This window comes from Streptomyces lanatus (assembly GCF_014655715.1).
GTDB lineage: Bacteria > Actinomycetota > Actinomycetes > Streptomycetales > Streptomycetaceae > Streptomyces > Streptomyces lanatus.
This window is the reverse complement of record NZ_BNBM01000008.1, coordinates 258,330-272,178: the sequence shown is the minus strand read 5'-3', so window position 1 is coordinate 272,178 and position 13,849 is coordinate 258,330. Positions and strand designations below refer to the sequence as shown.

At 72.6% G+C, this 13,849-nt stretch carries 7 protein-coding genes; 2 read left to right on the top strand and 5 right to left on the bottom strand.

Going from position 1 to position 13,849, the window contains the following annotated elements:
- Positions 1–35: 35 nt before the first annotated feature.
- A complete protein-coding gene (eccD, locus tag IE325_RS22925; RefSeq protein WP_190071881.1) occupies positions 36–1,442 on the bottom strand; it encodes a type VII secretion integral membrane protein EccD in 1,407 nt (468 codons plus the stop codon).
- A 454-nt stretch (positions 1,443–1,896) separates the two neighbouring features.
- Between eccD and eccCa the strand changes: the two genes are divergently transcribed.
- The gene (gene eccCa / locus IE325_RS22920; protein WP_190071880.1) at positions 1,897–5,871 is read left to right on the top strand and encodes a type VII secretion protein EccCa; all 3,975 of its coding nucleotides are present in this window, start codon (positions 1,897–1,899) and stop codon (positions 5,869–5,871) included.
- A gap of 51 nt (positions 5,872–5,922) precedes the next feature.
- Here eccCa and IE325_RS22915 read toward each other — a convergent pair whose 3' ends face one another.
- The 4 genes from IE325_RS22915 to IE325_RS22900 all read right to left on the bottom strand — a co-directional run bounded on the left by IE325_RS22915 (position 5,923) and on the right by IE325_RS22900 (position 12,415).
- Complete coding sequence (locus tag IE325_RS22915) at positions 5,923–7,152, bottom strand: S8 family serine peptidase (protein ID WP_190071879.1); 1,230 nt, start codon at positions 7,150–7,152, stop codon at positions 5,923–5,925.
- Positions 7,149–10,463 carry a right-handed parallel beta-helix repeat-containing protein gene (locus tag IE325_RS22910; RefSeq protein ID WP_190071878.1) on the bottom strand — a complete coding sequence of 1,105 codons (3,315 nt, stop codon included), beginning with the start codon at positions 10,461–10,463 and terminating at the stop codon, positions 7,149–7,151. Before IE325_RS22910 ends, IE325_RS22915 begins: the two co-directional genes overlap by 4 nt.
- A 156-nt stretch (positions 10,464–10,619) precedes the next feature.
- Positions 10,620–11,744 (bottom strand): ricin-type beta-trefoil lectin domain protein, encoded by a 1,125-nt coding sequence (locus IE325_RS22905; protein ID WP_229911934.1) that lies wholly within the window; start codon positions 11,742–11,744, stop codon positions 10,620–10,622.
- On the bottom strand, positions 11,741–12,415 hold the full coding sequence (locus IE325_RS22900; protein ID WP_190071877.1) for a type VII secretion system-associated protein: 675 nt from the start codon (positions 12,413–12,415) through the stop codon (positions 11,741–11,743). Before IE325_RS22900 ends, IE325_RS22905 begins: the two co-directional genes overlap by 4 nt.
- 381 nt (positions 12,416–12,796) lie before the next feature.
- On the opposite strand from IE325_RS22900, the gene IE325_RS22895 reads away from it, so the two are divergent.
- The gene (locus tag IE325_RS22895; protein WP_190071876.1) at positions 12,797–13,834 is read left to right on the top strand and encodes a mannose-binding protein; all 1,038 of its coding nucleotides are present in this window, start codon (positions 12,797–12,799) and stop codon (positions 13,832–13,834) included.
- The last annotated feature ends 15 nt before the right edge of the window (positions 13,835–13,849 follow it).

The window sequence follows — 13,849 nt, the reverse complement described above, 5'->3', positions numbered from 1 at the left end:
CTTGCCGCTGTGCGGGCGTATCCGGCTGTGCGGGCTCAGCCGAACAGGCCGCGCAGCCAGCCGAAGAGTCCCGCCACCCACAGGCTGAGCGGCAGCAGCGCCACGGCGATGCCGGTGTGCGCCACTTCCGCCGCCCGGCCCCAGTACGGCAGCATGCGGCGGCCGGGCACCGTCCAGGCGGCGATGACCAGGGCGGCCGCGGCGCCTAGCAGTACCGCGAACACCACGAGGCGGCCGTCGCCGTCGCTGTCCGCCGCCCAGCTGCGGGCGAGCAGCAGCAGCCCCCAGATCCCGGGCACCGCGAGGGTCAGTCGCTGGCCGATGTGCACCAGGCCCCGGGAGTGCAGAAGCAGCAGCAGACTCAGGGCGAGGGCGGTCAGCACCTCGGGAAGGTTCGGGTGTTCGGCGAGGACGACCAGGGCTCCCGCGGCGATGATCCCGGTGACGGCGAAGAGCGCGGTGACCCAGCGTCCGGCCAGTTCGGTGCGTTCGGCGACCTCGCTGCCCGCGTAGGGCTCGATGCCTTCCTGGAGCTGGCTGGCGGAGGACGGCAGGGCGGGCATCCGCATCCCGGCCAGCTTGAAGGCGAAGGGCGCGACCGTCCCGGCGGCGAGCGCGACCACCGTGGCCACCAGCGCCGCCGCGGCGGGCACGTCCAGGCTGGTGTAGCCGATCAGGGCGCCGCCGGCCGCGATGGCCACCGACACGACCGCGGTGCCCAGGAGGGCGGGGGCGCCGACCGCGGTGGCGGCCAGCGCGAGGACCGCGCCACCGGCACCGGCGGCGCCCGCCGCGAGCAGCCGCGCGCCCGCGACCTGGGCCGCGTCCGGGCCGGTCAGATCACCGCCGGGCAGCACCCAGCCGGCCAGCGCCAGACAGGGGGCGACCAGCAGGCCGAGCGCGGTCGCGGAGAGCCGGTCGCCGACTGCGCGGCTGGCGGTGCCCGCGCCCGCGAGCAGCAGCACGCCCGACACGGCGGCGCAGGCGGCCTTGGTGGAGCCGGAGCCGGTCACGCCCGGCCAGAACACCAGCACCAGGGCGGCCACCACGGTCGCCACGGTGGCGCCCACCAGCAGCCCGCGGGCCGCCTCCGGATGCCAGGTGTGCAGCCGCCGGCCGGCGGTGTCGGCTATGCCGTCCACCAGGTCGTCCAGCCGCGCCTCGGGCAACGCCTCGGTGTGCGGGCGCAGATAGAGCACGTCCCCGTCGGCGAGCCCGGCCCGCGCGAGGGTCGTCTCCTCGTCCAGCGGGGCGTCACCGAGCCGCTGGAGCACCCACCCGGCATGGTCGAGTCCGGCCTCCTCGGCCTCCTCGCCGACATAACGCAGCAGCGTGGGCAGCAGATCGGCGACCGGCACGTCGGCGGGCACGGCCAGATCGACGGAGACGCTCGGCGCACGTACGGTCAGGCGGCACAGTTCGGCCACCGCGCTGTCGGTCATCAGCTGAACTCTCGTCTTCCGTGGGGAGTTTGGCAGGAGGACTTCCCCGGTGCGGGGGCAGTGCGAAGAGTACGGAAGGTCCGCACGGGCCAGAACCGGGGGGTCGGACAGGGGAATTGCGTCCGCACGCCGGGCAACCACCTCTCCCGCGTGGACAGGTCGCGTTACGTGAATGCAGACTACTGCCTACGCTCGCCGGAACGTGCTGGGGACCGGGCTCCTTGTCCGGTATGCAGTTGAATGGTGGGAGAGTTGACCGTTCCCTGCTTTCCGCTCACACCATTCATCCGGCGTTCACCGCGTACCCGGGTCCCCGGAAAATGAGCGCGGTGCGGTCTTTCCGGCTGCCGGGTGTCCCGGTATTCGGCGCGGGCCGGAATGCCAGTGAAACCGGAGGTTCTGTTCCTTGAGTGTGGTGCTGTTTCGCCGGCCGGCCCGCAGGCGCGGGCCCGAGATGCCCGAAGGGCAATTGACCCTCCAGGAGCCCCCGGTCCTCGCCGAGACGGTGCCCGACACCTCGGCGATCTGGACGTATCTGCCGATGGCGCTGATGTCGGTGTCGATGATGCTGATGTTCCTGCGCCCGGGCGGCGGGAACGGCGTCTTCATCTATCTGGCGATGGGCGTCATGGCGCTGTCGGCCGGCGCGATGCTGCTGGGCCAGCTGATGCGCCGCTCCAGCGAGCGCAAGCAGCGTCTGAAGGGCGAACGCCGGGACTATCTCCGCTATCTGGCGCAGACCCGCAAGCGGGTCCGGTCCACCATCGTGGAGCAGCAGCGCGCGCTCGCCTGGCGCCACCCCGAGCCCTCGTCGCTGCGTTCGCTGGCACGCACCTCACGGCTGTGGGAACGCCGCCCGGCCGACGAGGACTTCGGCGAGGTCCGGCTCGCGGTCGGCGAACAGCAGCTCGCCCTCACCCTCAACCCGGTCTCAACCCGCCCGGTCGAGGACCTCGAACCGCTCTGCGCCCACGCCCTGCGCCGCTTCATCCGCGCCTACTCCACCATCCCCGAACAGCCCCTGGGCCTCTACCTGCGCTCCTCGGCGCGGGTCATGTTGCGCCCCGACGACGCCGACGACGAGCAGACCGAAGCCACCGACGCCGTACGTGCCCTGGTGCGCGCCGCGCTCGGCCAGCTCGCCGTGTTCCACGCGCCCGAGGAGCTGTGGATCGCCCTGTGCGTCAGTGACGAGCGGCGGGCCGACTGGGAGTGGGTCAAGTGGCTGCCGCACGCGCTGCATCCGCACGAGGAGGACGGCGCGGGGCAGGTCCGCCGGATCACGGCCGACCTCACGGAGCTGGACGACCTGCTGGGCGCCGAGTTCGCCGAGCGTCCCGGCTTCGACCCGGATGCCCGACCGGGCCGTGACGAGCCGTACACCGTCGTCGTACTCGATGGCATCACCGTGCCCGAGGGCCATCGCTGGGAGGGCCACGGCTATCGCAACGCGGTCGTGCTGGACGTGTCGGGCGCGCTGCGCTGGCGGCCCGGCCGCAACACGCTGCGGCTGACCGTGGGGCCGGACCAGGTGAACCTGGTGCGCACCGACCGCAGCCGCAAGGAGCGTTCGGTGCCGCTGGGCCTGCCGGACCGGCTCGGCCCGCTGGGCGCGGAGTCGCTGGCCCGGCTGCTGGCCTCGCGCCGGATCAGCCTGGGCTCCGATATCGCCCAACCACTGGACTCCGACGTGGAGTTGACCACCCTGCTCGGCATTCCCGACCTGCATCGGCACGACACCAAGGCGCTGTTCGCACGGCACACCGGCTCCGCGCGGCTGCGGGTACCGATCGCGGTCGGTGTGGACGGGCGTCCGGTGGAGCTCGACATCAAGGAGTCCGCGCAGGGTGGCATGGGCCCGCACGGCATGCTGATCGGCGCCACCGGCTCCGGCAAGAGCGAACTCCTGCGCACCCTCGTCCTGGGCCTGGCTCTGACCAACTCCTCGGAGACCCTGAACTTCGTCCTGGTCGACTTCAAGGGCGGTGCCACCTTCCTCGGCCTGGAGGAACTGCCGCACACCTCGGCCGTCATCACCAACCTCGCCGACGAAGTCGCCCTGGTGGAACGCATGCAGGACGCCTTGCACGGCGAACTCATCCGCCGCCAGGAGCTGTTGCGAGCCGCGGGCAACTACACCTCGGCCCTGGAGTACGAGCGCGCCCGCGCCGGCGGCGCCGACCTCACCCCGCTGCCCAGCCTGTTCGTGGTCGTCGACGAGTTCAGCGAACTCCTCTCCGCACACCGCGAGTTCATGGACCTGTTCGTCATGATCGGCCGCCTCGGCCGCTCCCTGGGCGTGCATCTGCTGCTGGCCTCGCAGCGCCTCGACGAGGGCCGTATGCACCAGCTGGAGAGCCATCTGTCGTACCGGGTCGGTCTGCGCACCTTCTCCGCCATGGAGAGCCGGGGTGTGCTCGGTGTGCCGGACGCCTATGAGCTCCCGGCCCAGCCCGGCAGCGGCTATCTGAAGTCCGGTGTGGAGGCCCTGACCCGCTTCCGTGCCGCCTACTCGTCGGGTACGTACCGGCGCCGCACCGGAGCGGTCGTGCAGGCCCGGGTGGCGAGCCAGGTGGTGCCGTGGACCAGCGGCTGGGTGGTGCCGCGTACGTTGGAGCCGACGTCCGAGCCCGAGCCGGAGCTGGAGGAGACGGGGGACGAGGAGACCCTGCTCGACGTGGCCCTGGACCGGCTGCGCGACTCGGGTCCGGCCGCCCACCAGGTATGGCTGCCGCCCCTGGACGAGCCGTCCCCGCTGGACGCCCTGCTGCCCGGCATCGCCCCCGACGCCGAGCGCGGCCTGAGCGCCACCGGCTGGTCCGGGACCGGCAGGCTGCGCGTCCCGGTCGGCCTGGTCGACAAGCCCTTCGAGCAGCGCCGCGACCCGCTGATCGTGGACCTGTCCGGAGCCGGCGGCCATGTCGCCATCGCGGGCGGCTCACAGAGCGGCAAGTCCACCCTGGCCCGCACCCTGATCGCTGGTCTCGCCCTCACCCACACACCGGCCGAGATCCAGTTCTACTGCCTGGACTTCGGCGGTGGCGGCCTCTCCCAGTTCGCGGCACTCCCCCACGTCGGCGGAGTCGCCGCGCGGCTGAACCCCGAGCGGGTGCACCGGGCCGTCGCCGAGGTGATGACGCTGCTCGCACGCCGCGAGCAGTTCTTCGTCGACCACACCATCGACTCCATGCAGTCCTACCGCCGCCGCCGCGCCGCCGGAGAATTCCCCGACGAGCCCTTCGGCGACGTATTCATGGTGGTCGACGGCTGGTCCACGGTCCGTCAGGACTACGACGACCTGGTCCCGAAGTTCAACGAACTCGCCGCCCGTGGCCTGAACTACGGCATCCATCTCCTGATCACCACAACCCGCTGGGTGGAGTTGTCCGCACAGGTCCGCGATCAGGCGGCGACCCGCCTGGAGCTGCGGATGGGTGATCCGATGGACTCGGAGATCGACACCCGCAAGGCCCGCTCGGTGCCGCGCAGCGGCGGCCGGGGCATCACCGCCGACAGCAAGATGCACTTCCTGGCCGGCCTGCCCCGCCTCGACGGCAGCGGCTCCCTCGAAGACCTCGGCGAGGGAGTCGCCCACCTGGTCGGCGAGGTGGCCAAGCGCTGGTCGGGACCGGCCGCCCCGCAGGTCCGGATGCTGCCGCACCGGCTGCCGCTCGCCGAACTCCCCGCGCCCGAGCCCACCGAGGGCGGCGGCATGCGCCTCCCGCTCGGCATCGACCAGGACGCCCTGGAGCCGGTGTGGCACGACTTCAGCCGCACCCCGCACCTGATCGTCGTCGGCGACACCGAGAGCGGCAAGACCAACCTGCTGCGCCGCGTCACCGCGGGCATCACCGCCCGCTACGCCCCGCACGAGGCGAAGATCATCGCGGTGGACTACCGGCGCACGCTCGTGGACGGCATCCCGGAGGAGTACCGCATCGGGCACGTCATCTCCCTGGACAACCTCAAGGAGACCATCGACGGCGCCGCCCGCGCGATGAAGACCCGGATCCCCGGCGCGGACATCGCGCCCGCCCGGATGCGCAAGTGCGACTGGTGGACAGGACCGCGGCTGTTCATCCTCGTCGACGACTACGACATGGTCTCCAGCAACTCCTTCCAGAGCCCCTTCGAGCCGCTCTTCGAGCACCTCACCCTCGGCTTCGAGATGGGCCTTCACGTGATCGTCGCGCGCAGCGCCATGGGCGCGGGCCGGGGTCTGAGCGACGCCCTCATCCGTCGTATCGACGAGGCGAACAACCCGGCGATCCTGCTCTCCTGCCCGCCCACCGAAGGCCGCCTCTTCGGCAACGCCAAGCCCGTCAACCTCCCCCCGGGCCGCGCCCTCCACATCGCCCGCCGCAAGGCGCGGCTGATGCAGACGGCGCTGGTGGAGACGGCAACAGGGCAGGAGGGCCAGCAGGGCTGAGACGGCGGGGGTCACCTGATGTGACCCCCACCCCGTTGTTCCGGGATTGCCTCAGTCTTCCGCTGATCCCCCCGCCCGCGCCGGGCGCCAGCCCCTCGCGCGGGCCCTGGGCAAGGTGAACGCGGCCCACAGCACGGCGAGTACGGCGGCCGAGCCGAGGATGACGAAGAGGGTGGCCCGGTCGGTGGCGTTGTCCGCGGCGGAGGTGTCTCGGACGGTCACGCTGTCCGTGGTGCGCTCCGCGCCGGCCGGCGTACCCGCGTCGCCCAGGACCGTGGTCACGGCGGCGTACGCATCCAGCTGGGGGATGTCGGCGGGGTAGGCCGTGGCCGTCATGCGGTCCGTGACGGCGGCCGGTGAGTCGTCCGGGTGTGCGGCACGGACCACCGCCGCGGCACCGGCGGCGTACGCGGCGGCCACCGAGGCGCCCGCGCCGAGGTAGTGGCCGTCGCCGCGCGGGCCGCCGCTGACCACACCGGCCCCGGGGGCGGCCAGGTCGATGCCCGTGGTCGGCAGGGCGTTGTCCGGGCGCACGCCGCCAGGGAGCATGTCGGCGACCGAGAGGACACCAGGCTCCCCGGCCGGCCAGTACACGCGGGCCGGGATCTCGTCGGTGCCGCCCCGTGTCGGCGGGTCGGGGGTGGCCGCGGCGATCACGATCGCGCCCGCGCGGCGGGCATCGGCGACCGCTCGGGTCAGTGCCGAGTCCCGGCGCGGCAGGGCCACCGTGACCGCGATGACGTCGGCACCGGCGTCGGTGGCCTCGCGAACGGACGCCGCGACCAGCGCCGGGTTCGCCTCGCCGCGCGTGTCCGTGCCGCGCAGGGCCAGGATCCGGGCGCCCGGGGCGACTCCGGGGAGACGGGTGGCGGACCCGGCGATCAGGCCGGCCAGGAAGGTGCCGTGTCCGACGCAGTCCTCGGCGGCCGAGCCGTCGGCGGTGACACGGCCGTCGAGTCCCTCGGCGTCGGGGGCGACTCCGGTGTCGACGAGGGCCACGGTCACCCCCGCGCCGGTGCCGTGCCCGTGCAGCCGGTCCAGGTCGAGGCGCTGGCGTGACCAGTCCTGCTTCTGTGCCTTCTCCCGTGAGGCGGCGGTGCACTCCGCGTCCGCGTCGAGCACGGAGGGCATCGGCGGAAGCTCCTGGCCCTTCTTCCCGTCGGCTGTCGACAACCCCGATTGAGCCGCCGTATGAGCCGGTACGGCCGTCGGCAGCAGCAGAGCGGCAGCCAGGCCCGCGCCGGACAGCAGACGGGCGGCCCCTCGGGCGGGCGGCCTCACAGGCCGGCCGCCTTCGGAGCCGCGGCCACGTCCTCGGGAATGAGGATGCGCAGATCGTCCAGGGTGGGCGCGGCCAGCGAACTGAGCCGCCCCGCCTGACGGGTGACCATCGACTCGACGACCTGCCGGGCTAGACGGGCGTTGCCGAACGACCGGTCCCGGGGCAGCGCGTCGAAGTACGACTTGAGCACCGGACCCGTGCCCGGTCCGCACTCGTAGCCCATGCTCGCGGCCTGTGCACGCACGATGGTGACCAGTTCCTCGGAGGAGTAGTCGGCGAAGCCGATCCGGCGCGGGAAGCGGGAGGACAGGCCCGGGTTGGAGGCGAGGAAGCGCTCCATCTCGTCGGTGTAGCCGGCGACGATGACGACCACCTCGTCCCGGTGGTCCTCCATCAGCTTCAGCAGCGTGTCCACGGCCTCCTGTCCGAAGTCGGCGCCACCGCCCTGCGGGGTGAGGGTGTAGGCCTCGTCGATGAACAGCACGCCGCCACGAGCGCGTTCGAAGACCTCGCGGGTGAGCTGGGCGGTGTGCCCGATGTAGCGGCCCACGAGGTCGGCGCGGGCCGCCTCGACCAACTGGCCCCGTTCCAGGATGCCGAGCTGGGTCAGGATCTCGCCGTAGAGGCGCGCGACGGTGGTCTTGCCCGTGCCCGGCGGACCGGTGAAGACCAGGTGGTGGCTGAGGGAGGGCACCGGGAGTCCGGCGGCGGCGCGATGGCGGGCGGTGGTGATGAGGTTGACCAGGTCGGCGACATCGCGCTTGACCTCGGCCAGGCCGATCATGTCCCCGAGGCGGGTCAGCGGGTCGTCCTCCGGTACGGCGGAGTCGGCGCCCTTGGCTGCGGCGGTGGCGGAGACGTCCTCCGGCAGCAGCAGCCGTAGATCGTGCTCGCCGACCTGGTCCTGGGAGGCGAGGCGGACCGCTTGCCGGTCCACCATCTCCTCGAACACCCCGCGCGCGGCACGGCCGTTGCCGAAACCGGCGTCCCTCGGCATCGCCTCGAAGTGCGCGGCCAGCGCCTCCGCGGTGCCCTCGCCCAGTTCGTACTGGTGCTGGGCGCACATGTTCTCCATGATGGCGACCAGTTCGGGCACGGAGTAGTTCTCGAACTCGACGGTCCGCGAGAAGCGGGAGGCGAGGCCGGGGTTGGAGCCGAGAAAGGACTCCATCTCGCGGGAGTAGCCCGCGGCGACCACGACCACGTCGTCGCGGTGGTCCTCCATCAGCTTCAGCAGCGTGTCCACGGCCTCACGGCCGAAGTCGGCGCCGCCGTTGCCGCTGTCCGCGGTGAGTGTGTACGCCTCGTCGATGAACAGCACGCCGCCGAGGGCCCGTTGGAAGGTCTCGGTGGTCTTGATGGCCGTACCGCCGACGACCTGTGCGACGAGGTCGGCGCGGGAGACCTCCACGAGGTGTCCGCTGGGCAGGGAGCCCAGTTCGGCGAGGATCGCGCCGTAGAGGCGGGCGACGGTGGTCTTACCTGTACCCGGTGGGCCGGCGAAGATCAGATGTCTGCTCATCGGCGGTGCGGACATGCCGAGTTGCTCGCGGCGCTGGGCCAGCTGGGTCAGGTTGACCAGGGTGCGGACCTGCTGCTTGACGTTGTCCAGGCCGATCAGTGCGTTGAGGGCGCCGAGCGGGCCGTCCTCGCGGTCCGGCGGGGGCGCGTCGGCGGCGCCGGAGCCGGCCGGGTCGGTGTTCTCGGCACTGCCGGTGCCCCAGGCGTCCCGCTTGCCGTTGCCGGTGCTCTTGAGGCCGTCCACGGCGAGCCGTTCGCCGGGCGTGGTCTGCACGAGGCCGCCGCCCTCGTTTTCCCGGGCCAGACAGTTCACCAGCGAGACCGGGGCGGTGGACTCCACCCGGAAGCCGTCCTGGGCACCGCCCGACACCTCGCAGCCGCTGAGCGAGGCGAGCGCGCCCTCGCGGAGCAGGAAGCCGTGGCCCTGCGGGGCGTGCACGGTGGTGCGGTTGGCGGTCAGCTCGCCGCCCGCCGCGACCACGACGCCTTCCTCGCCGGATATCTCGACGCGGAAGTCGCGGACGGTGACGTTGCCGCCGTCCTCCACGATCAGTCCGCTGGTGGTGGTGTCGGAGACCCCGCCGCCTGCCAGGTAGAGGGTGCTGCCGGAGCCCGCGCGCACGCCGGCGCCCTTCGGCCGTACGATCTCGCAGTCCTCGGCGCGGCCACGGGCATCCTTCCCGGCCACGATGCCGTCACCGGAGGGCTCCACCAGACGGGCCCGGCGCAGCAGCGGGTTGGCGCCACCGCGCACCGAGACGGCCGGGGCGCCCCCGATCACCTCGAGGCGGTCCAGCTCCGGCGCCGAGTCCTCCTCCAGGAGCAGCCCGGTCTGCTCGCAGTCACGGACCGTCAGGCCGGTCAGCGCCGGGGAAGCGGCTCCCGCGACCCTCAGCGCCGCGCCCTGGGCGCCGTCCACCCAGCAGTCCTCGAAGGTGCCGCGCGCCCGGTCGGTGACCAGCACGCCATGACCCCGGGTGCGCGAGACACGGCAGCGGCGCAGCACCGGGTCGGTGCCCTGGGCCAGTGCGATGCCGTTCCCGGAGGCCCCGGTGACGCGGACGTCCTCAAGTGTCGTACGGCCCGCGCTGCTCAGGTGCACACCGGTACTGGTGTCGTGCACCACCGTGCGCACCACCGTGAGGGAGCAGTTCTGCTCCAGGGCGATGGAGGGCTTGTCGGTGGAGGAGATGTCGCAGTCCTCGACGCTGCCGGTCGAATCGCCGTTGGCGAGCAGGCCGTTGCCGCGCGCGGCGCGCACCGTGCAGCCACGGAGCCGGGCCTCGCCCTGTTCGGCGAGGACCAGGCCGCTGGTGCCCAGGTGCTCGAAGGTGCAGGACTCCACGGTGGTCGGTGTGGTCGAGGTGACCACGATGCCGGCGCCCTGCGGGTTGCTCACCCGGCAGTCCCGCAGCGCGAGCGAACCGGTGCCCCCGGCCAGTACGGCCGTCCAGGCGGCGCCGACGATCTCGCAGCCGTCGAGCGCGGCCTGTCCGCGCCGTACGTCCACGGCGGGCAGCTCGGCGTCGCCGCCGCGCAGGGACAGCTCGGAGAGCATCACGGCGTCGGCGCGCAGCGCGAGCACACTGCCCGAACGCGGCCGGATCTCGACCGTGCCCCGCCCCTCGGCGGCGGTGAGGGTGACCCGGGTGTGGATCACCAGGTTCTCCGCGTACGTCCCGGGCCGGACGCTGATCAGCGCGCCGGTACGGGCAGCCGAGAGTGCCTCACCGATCGTCCGGTAGCGATCCCGGTCGCCGGGACCGACCGTCAGTACCTGGCGCGACACGCACCAACCTCCTTGCTGGGGGGCCTTTTCCGCGGGCGCCCCCGATCACCGGGGGCGCGTGTCGGCGAGCCGACGGTGCCATCATGCCCCGCTGCCGGGGCGGGCCGGTGCCGGGAGTGACACTCTCGGCCTGGCCTGCACGCGTCTGACGGGCGGTCAGACGCTCCACTTCTGGTTGTCGGTGCCGGCGCAGGTCCACAGCTGCAACCAGGCGCCGTTGCCCGTGTTGTTGTCCTTGATGTCGACGCACTTGCCGACGACGGTGTTGACCAGGTCGTGCCGCTCGTTCACCACGAACTTCTGGGCTGCGTTGCCGCTGCACCGGGCGATCTGGATGGGCGTGCCGTCGTTGTAGTTCGCGTTGGCCACGTCCAGGCACAGGCCCTGGATGCGCATGGTGCCGTCGGAGGCGAACTGCCACTTCTGCGCCACGCCGTTGTTGCAGTCCCACACGAACAGCTTCTTGCCGTCGCCGAAGTCGGCGTTCGGTACGTCGAGGCAGCGGCCGGAGAGATGGCTGCGGATGGAGACCGGCGCGCTGAACGTCACGCCCGAATCGGGGTTCGCGGGCTGGTCGTCGCCGCCGCCGGACTTCGCCGGCTGGTCCTTCGCACCCGCGTCGCCCTTGGGCTGTTCCTCCTCGCCGGCGTCCTGCTTCGGCGTCTCCTTGCCCGGGCTCTGCGCCGTGCCCCCGCCCGGGGCCTGCCGCACCGGCTTGTCGGGCTTGGCGGAGTTCTTCTCGCCGTCCTTCGAGGCGCTGGTGTCGGGCTTGGTCACGACGAAGTCGCCCGGCGCCTCCTGCCCGTCACCGCCGAGTACGGTGCCTCCCGCCGGCGCCGCCTTGGGGTCCTTGTCGTCGCCCCCGGTGAGCACCAGGAACGGCACCGACACGAGCAACGCCCCGGCGACCGCGGCCCCGGCCAGCACCGCCTTGCCCGGCCGCCCGACGTGAGCGGACTGCTGCTGGGGCCGGTCGATGGCGGTCGCGGTCATGGTCCGCACGAGGGCGGGCAGCCGGCTCTTCGCCTCCGCGGCGGCATCTGGGTCGGACTCGGAGTCCGCGTCGGCGTCGGAGGTCCGGCCCGCCGAGGATGCTTCGGCCTTGGCGGACGCTTCCTCGACCTCGACCTCGACCTCGACCTCGACCTCGGGCTCAGGCTGTGGCTGGGCGGCGGTGGCGGTCGCGGTCGTCTCCTCGGCGGCGGAACCGGACTCGGAGCCGGACTCGGCACCGGCCTCCGCCGTCGCAGAGGTGGCATTGTGCTGGACCGGACGCGTCACGGGGTCCTCCCTGTGGTGTGGGGCCGGGCTTCGGAAGAGCTGTGGGGCCGGTCCTCGGCAGAGGCCGCGCCTGCCCGCTCGGCTCCCGGCTCGCGCGAGTCGTCGAGGAGCGCGTCCGCCGGGACGAGCATGGGGGCCGCGGCACCGGCGTTGACCATCAGCACGGTGCCCGAACCCCGCAGGGAACGGGCCAGCTCCCGCGCCGGAACCGTGTCATGGCGAAGTGCCTCGGACATGAACTCATGTGTCGGCGCGGTGAACGACAGCACCACCGGCGCCCCGTCCAGACCGGCGGCCTTGAGGGGTTCGCCGTCCGGTCCCCGCAGCACCGTGATCTCCGCTTCCGCGAGCTCCGTGAGCGCCTCGTCCACCGAGCCGTAGCCGGTGGCGGCCCGCTGCGCCGCCGCGTCCACCGGGTCGCTGGGCTCCGGCCAGCCGAGCACGCGAGCCGAGGGCCGGTACGCCGGGTTGGGGCGGAACTCCCCCACGTCCCCGCTGTCGTCCGACCGCCACTCCCCCAGCACCGCCCATTCCGGCGGCGTCCGCTCCTGCGTGCACTCCGGGTCCACCACCCCGATCCAGTGGCCGGGTGCCCGGCGGGCGGCGTCCCTTACGGCCTCGGGTATCTCGGGGGTGTCGCCGGCCCTGGCGTCGTCGGTTCCGGGCCGCATCTTCACCTGAACTCTTCGGTCAGTACGAACACTTGGGTGCCGTCGCCATGCGCACGCGCAGAGCCGACGGTGATCAGATCGGGGAGTCCCCAGGATGCCACACGAGCCCCGCCCGTTGCGGGGCGGACAGGGTCCGAATAGGGCGTCGGCATGCCCGTTCGCTGCCCGGTTCGGGGACTTTCCGGGAGCAGGGAGGCTTGAGTGGACAAAGCGACGGGAGAGTTGGGACGGGCGGTCGATCGATCGCCCCTGGAACGGGCTAAGTTGGGCCGTACGGGAAGCCTCGCACTCGGCGCTGCGGGCCTTCCGGTGTTCGTCCAGCCGACCACTGCACGGGCCCCGGCCACAACCGGCAGCTCCGCCACCGAGGAGGAGTACCGCATGTCCCCCCAGCACCCCACCCCCGACGCGAACGCGGAGGCGGCCGCCGCCCGCGCAGGGGAGGCCGGATTACGGCCCGCGCCCTCCGCACCGGACGAGCCGCCGGCGTCATCGAGCCAGGCCGAAGCTCCTCCCGCCGAGACGGAGTCCGGCGGGAACGGAGCGAAGCCCGGCGCCGCCGAGGCCGAGTCGGGCAGCACGGAATCCGGGGAATCCTCCGAGACTTCGGCCCCGCCCGCGACAGCCACCGCCGCCACCCCGACCGCTCAGTCGGCAGGCGAGACACGCGAAGAGCGCGTCGCCATCGCGGTGGCCGCCTCCACCACTCCCTCGGGTACCAAGACAGACACCGGCGTCCGCAGCGGACGCCCCCGCAAGCCGGTCCTGGCCGGGGCCGCGATAGCCGGTGCCGCGCTGATCGCCATACCCCTGTTCCTGGCCGGTGCGAAGGACGACGGGCCCCCCGATTCCGCCAAGGGTCTGGCCGCTGAGGGCTCCGACACCGTCCTGAACCCGACCTCCGGCCCGGCCGACCTCGACGACTTCGTGGCCGAGAAGCCCAGCCCGTCCCCGAAGAAGGCGAAGCCGACCAAGGCCGAGGCCCCGAAGGTCGCCGTCCCCGAACCCACCGCGTCCTCGCCGAAGTCCAGCCCCAGCAGCACACCGAAGGCGAACCCCAAGGCGAAGCCGAAGCCGAAGGCCACCCCGAAGCCGAACTGGAGCACCGAGACCGTCTACGCGACCAGTGTCCTGGAGGTCAACCAGGCCTGGACGACGAACCGCATCCGGATGGTCATGCAGACGGACGGCAACCTCGTCGTCTACAACGAGCAGGGCAACCCCATCTGGGCGTCGATGACATTCGGGGCGAACCACCGGGCGATCTTCCAGCCGGACGGCAACCTCGTCATCCACAACGGCGAGGACCGCCCCATCTGGGCGTCCCAGACCTGGGGCCGCCAGGGCGCCCAACTCGTCCTCCGGGCCGACGCCAAGGTGGTCATCGTGCACAACGGCGCGGTGGTCTGGTCGACCTGACGGCAGGGAGAACCC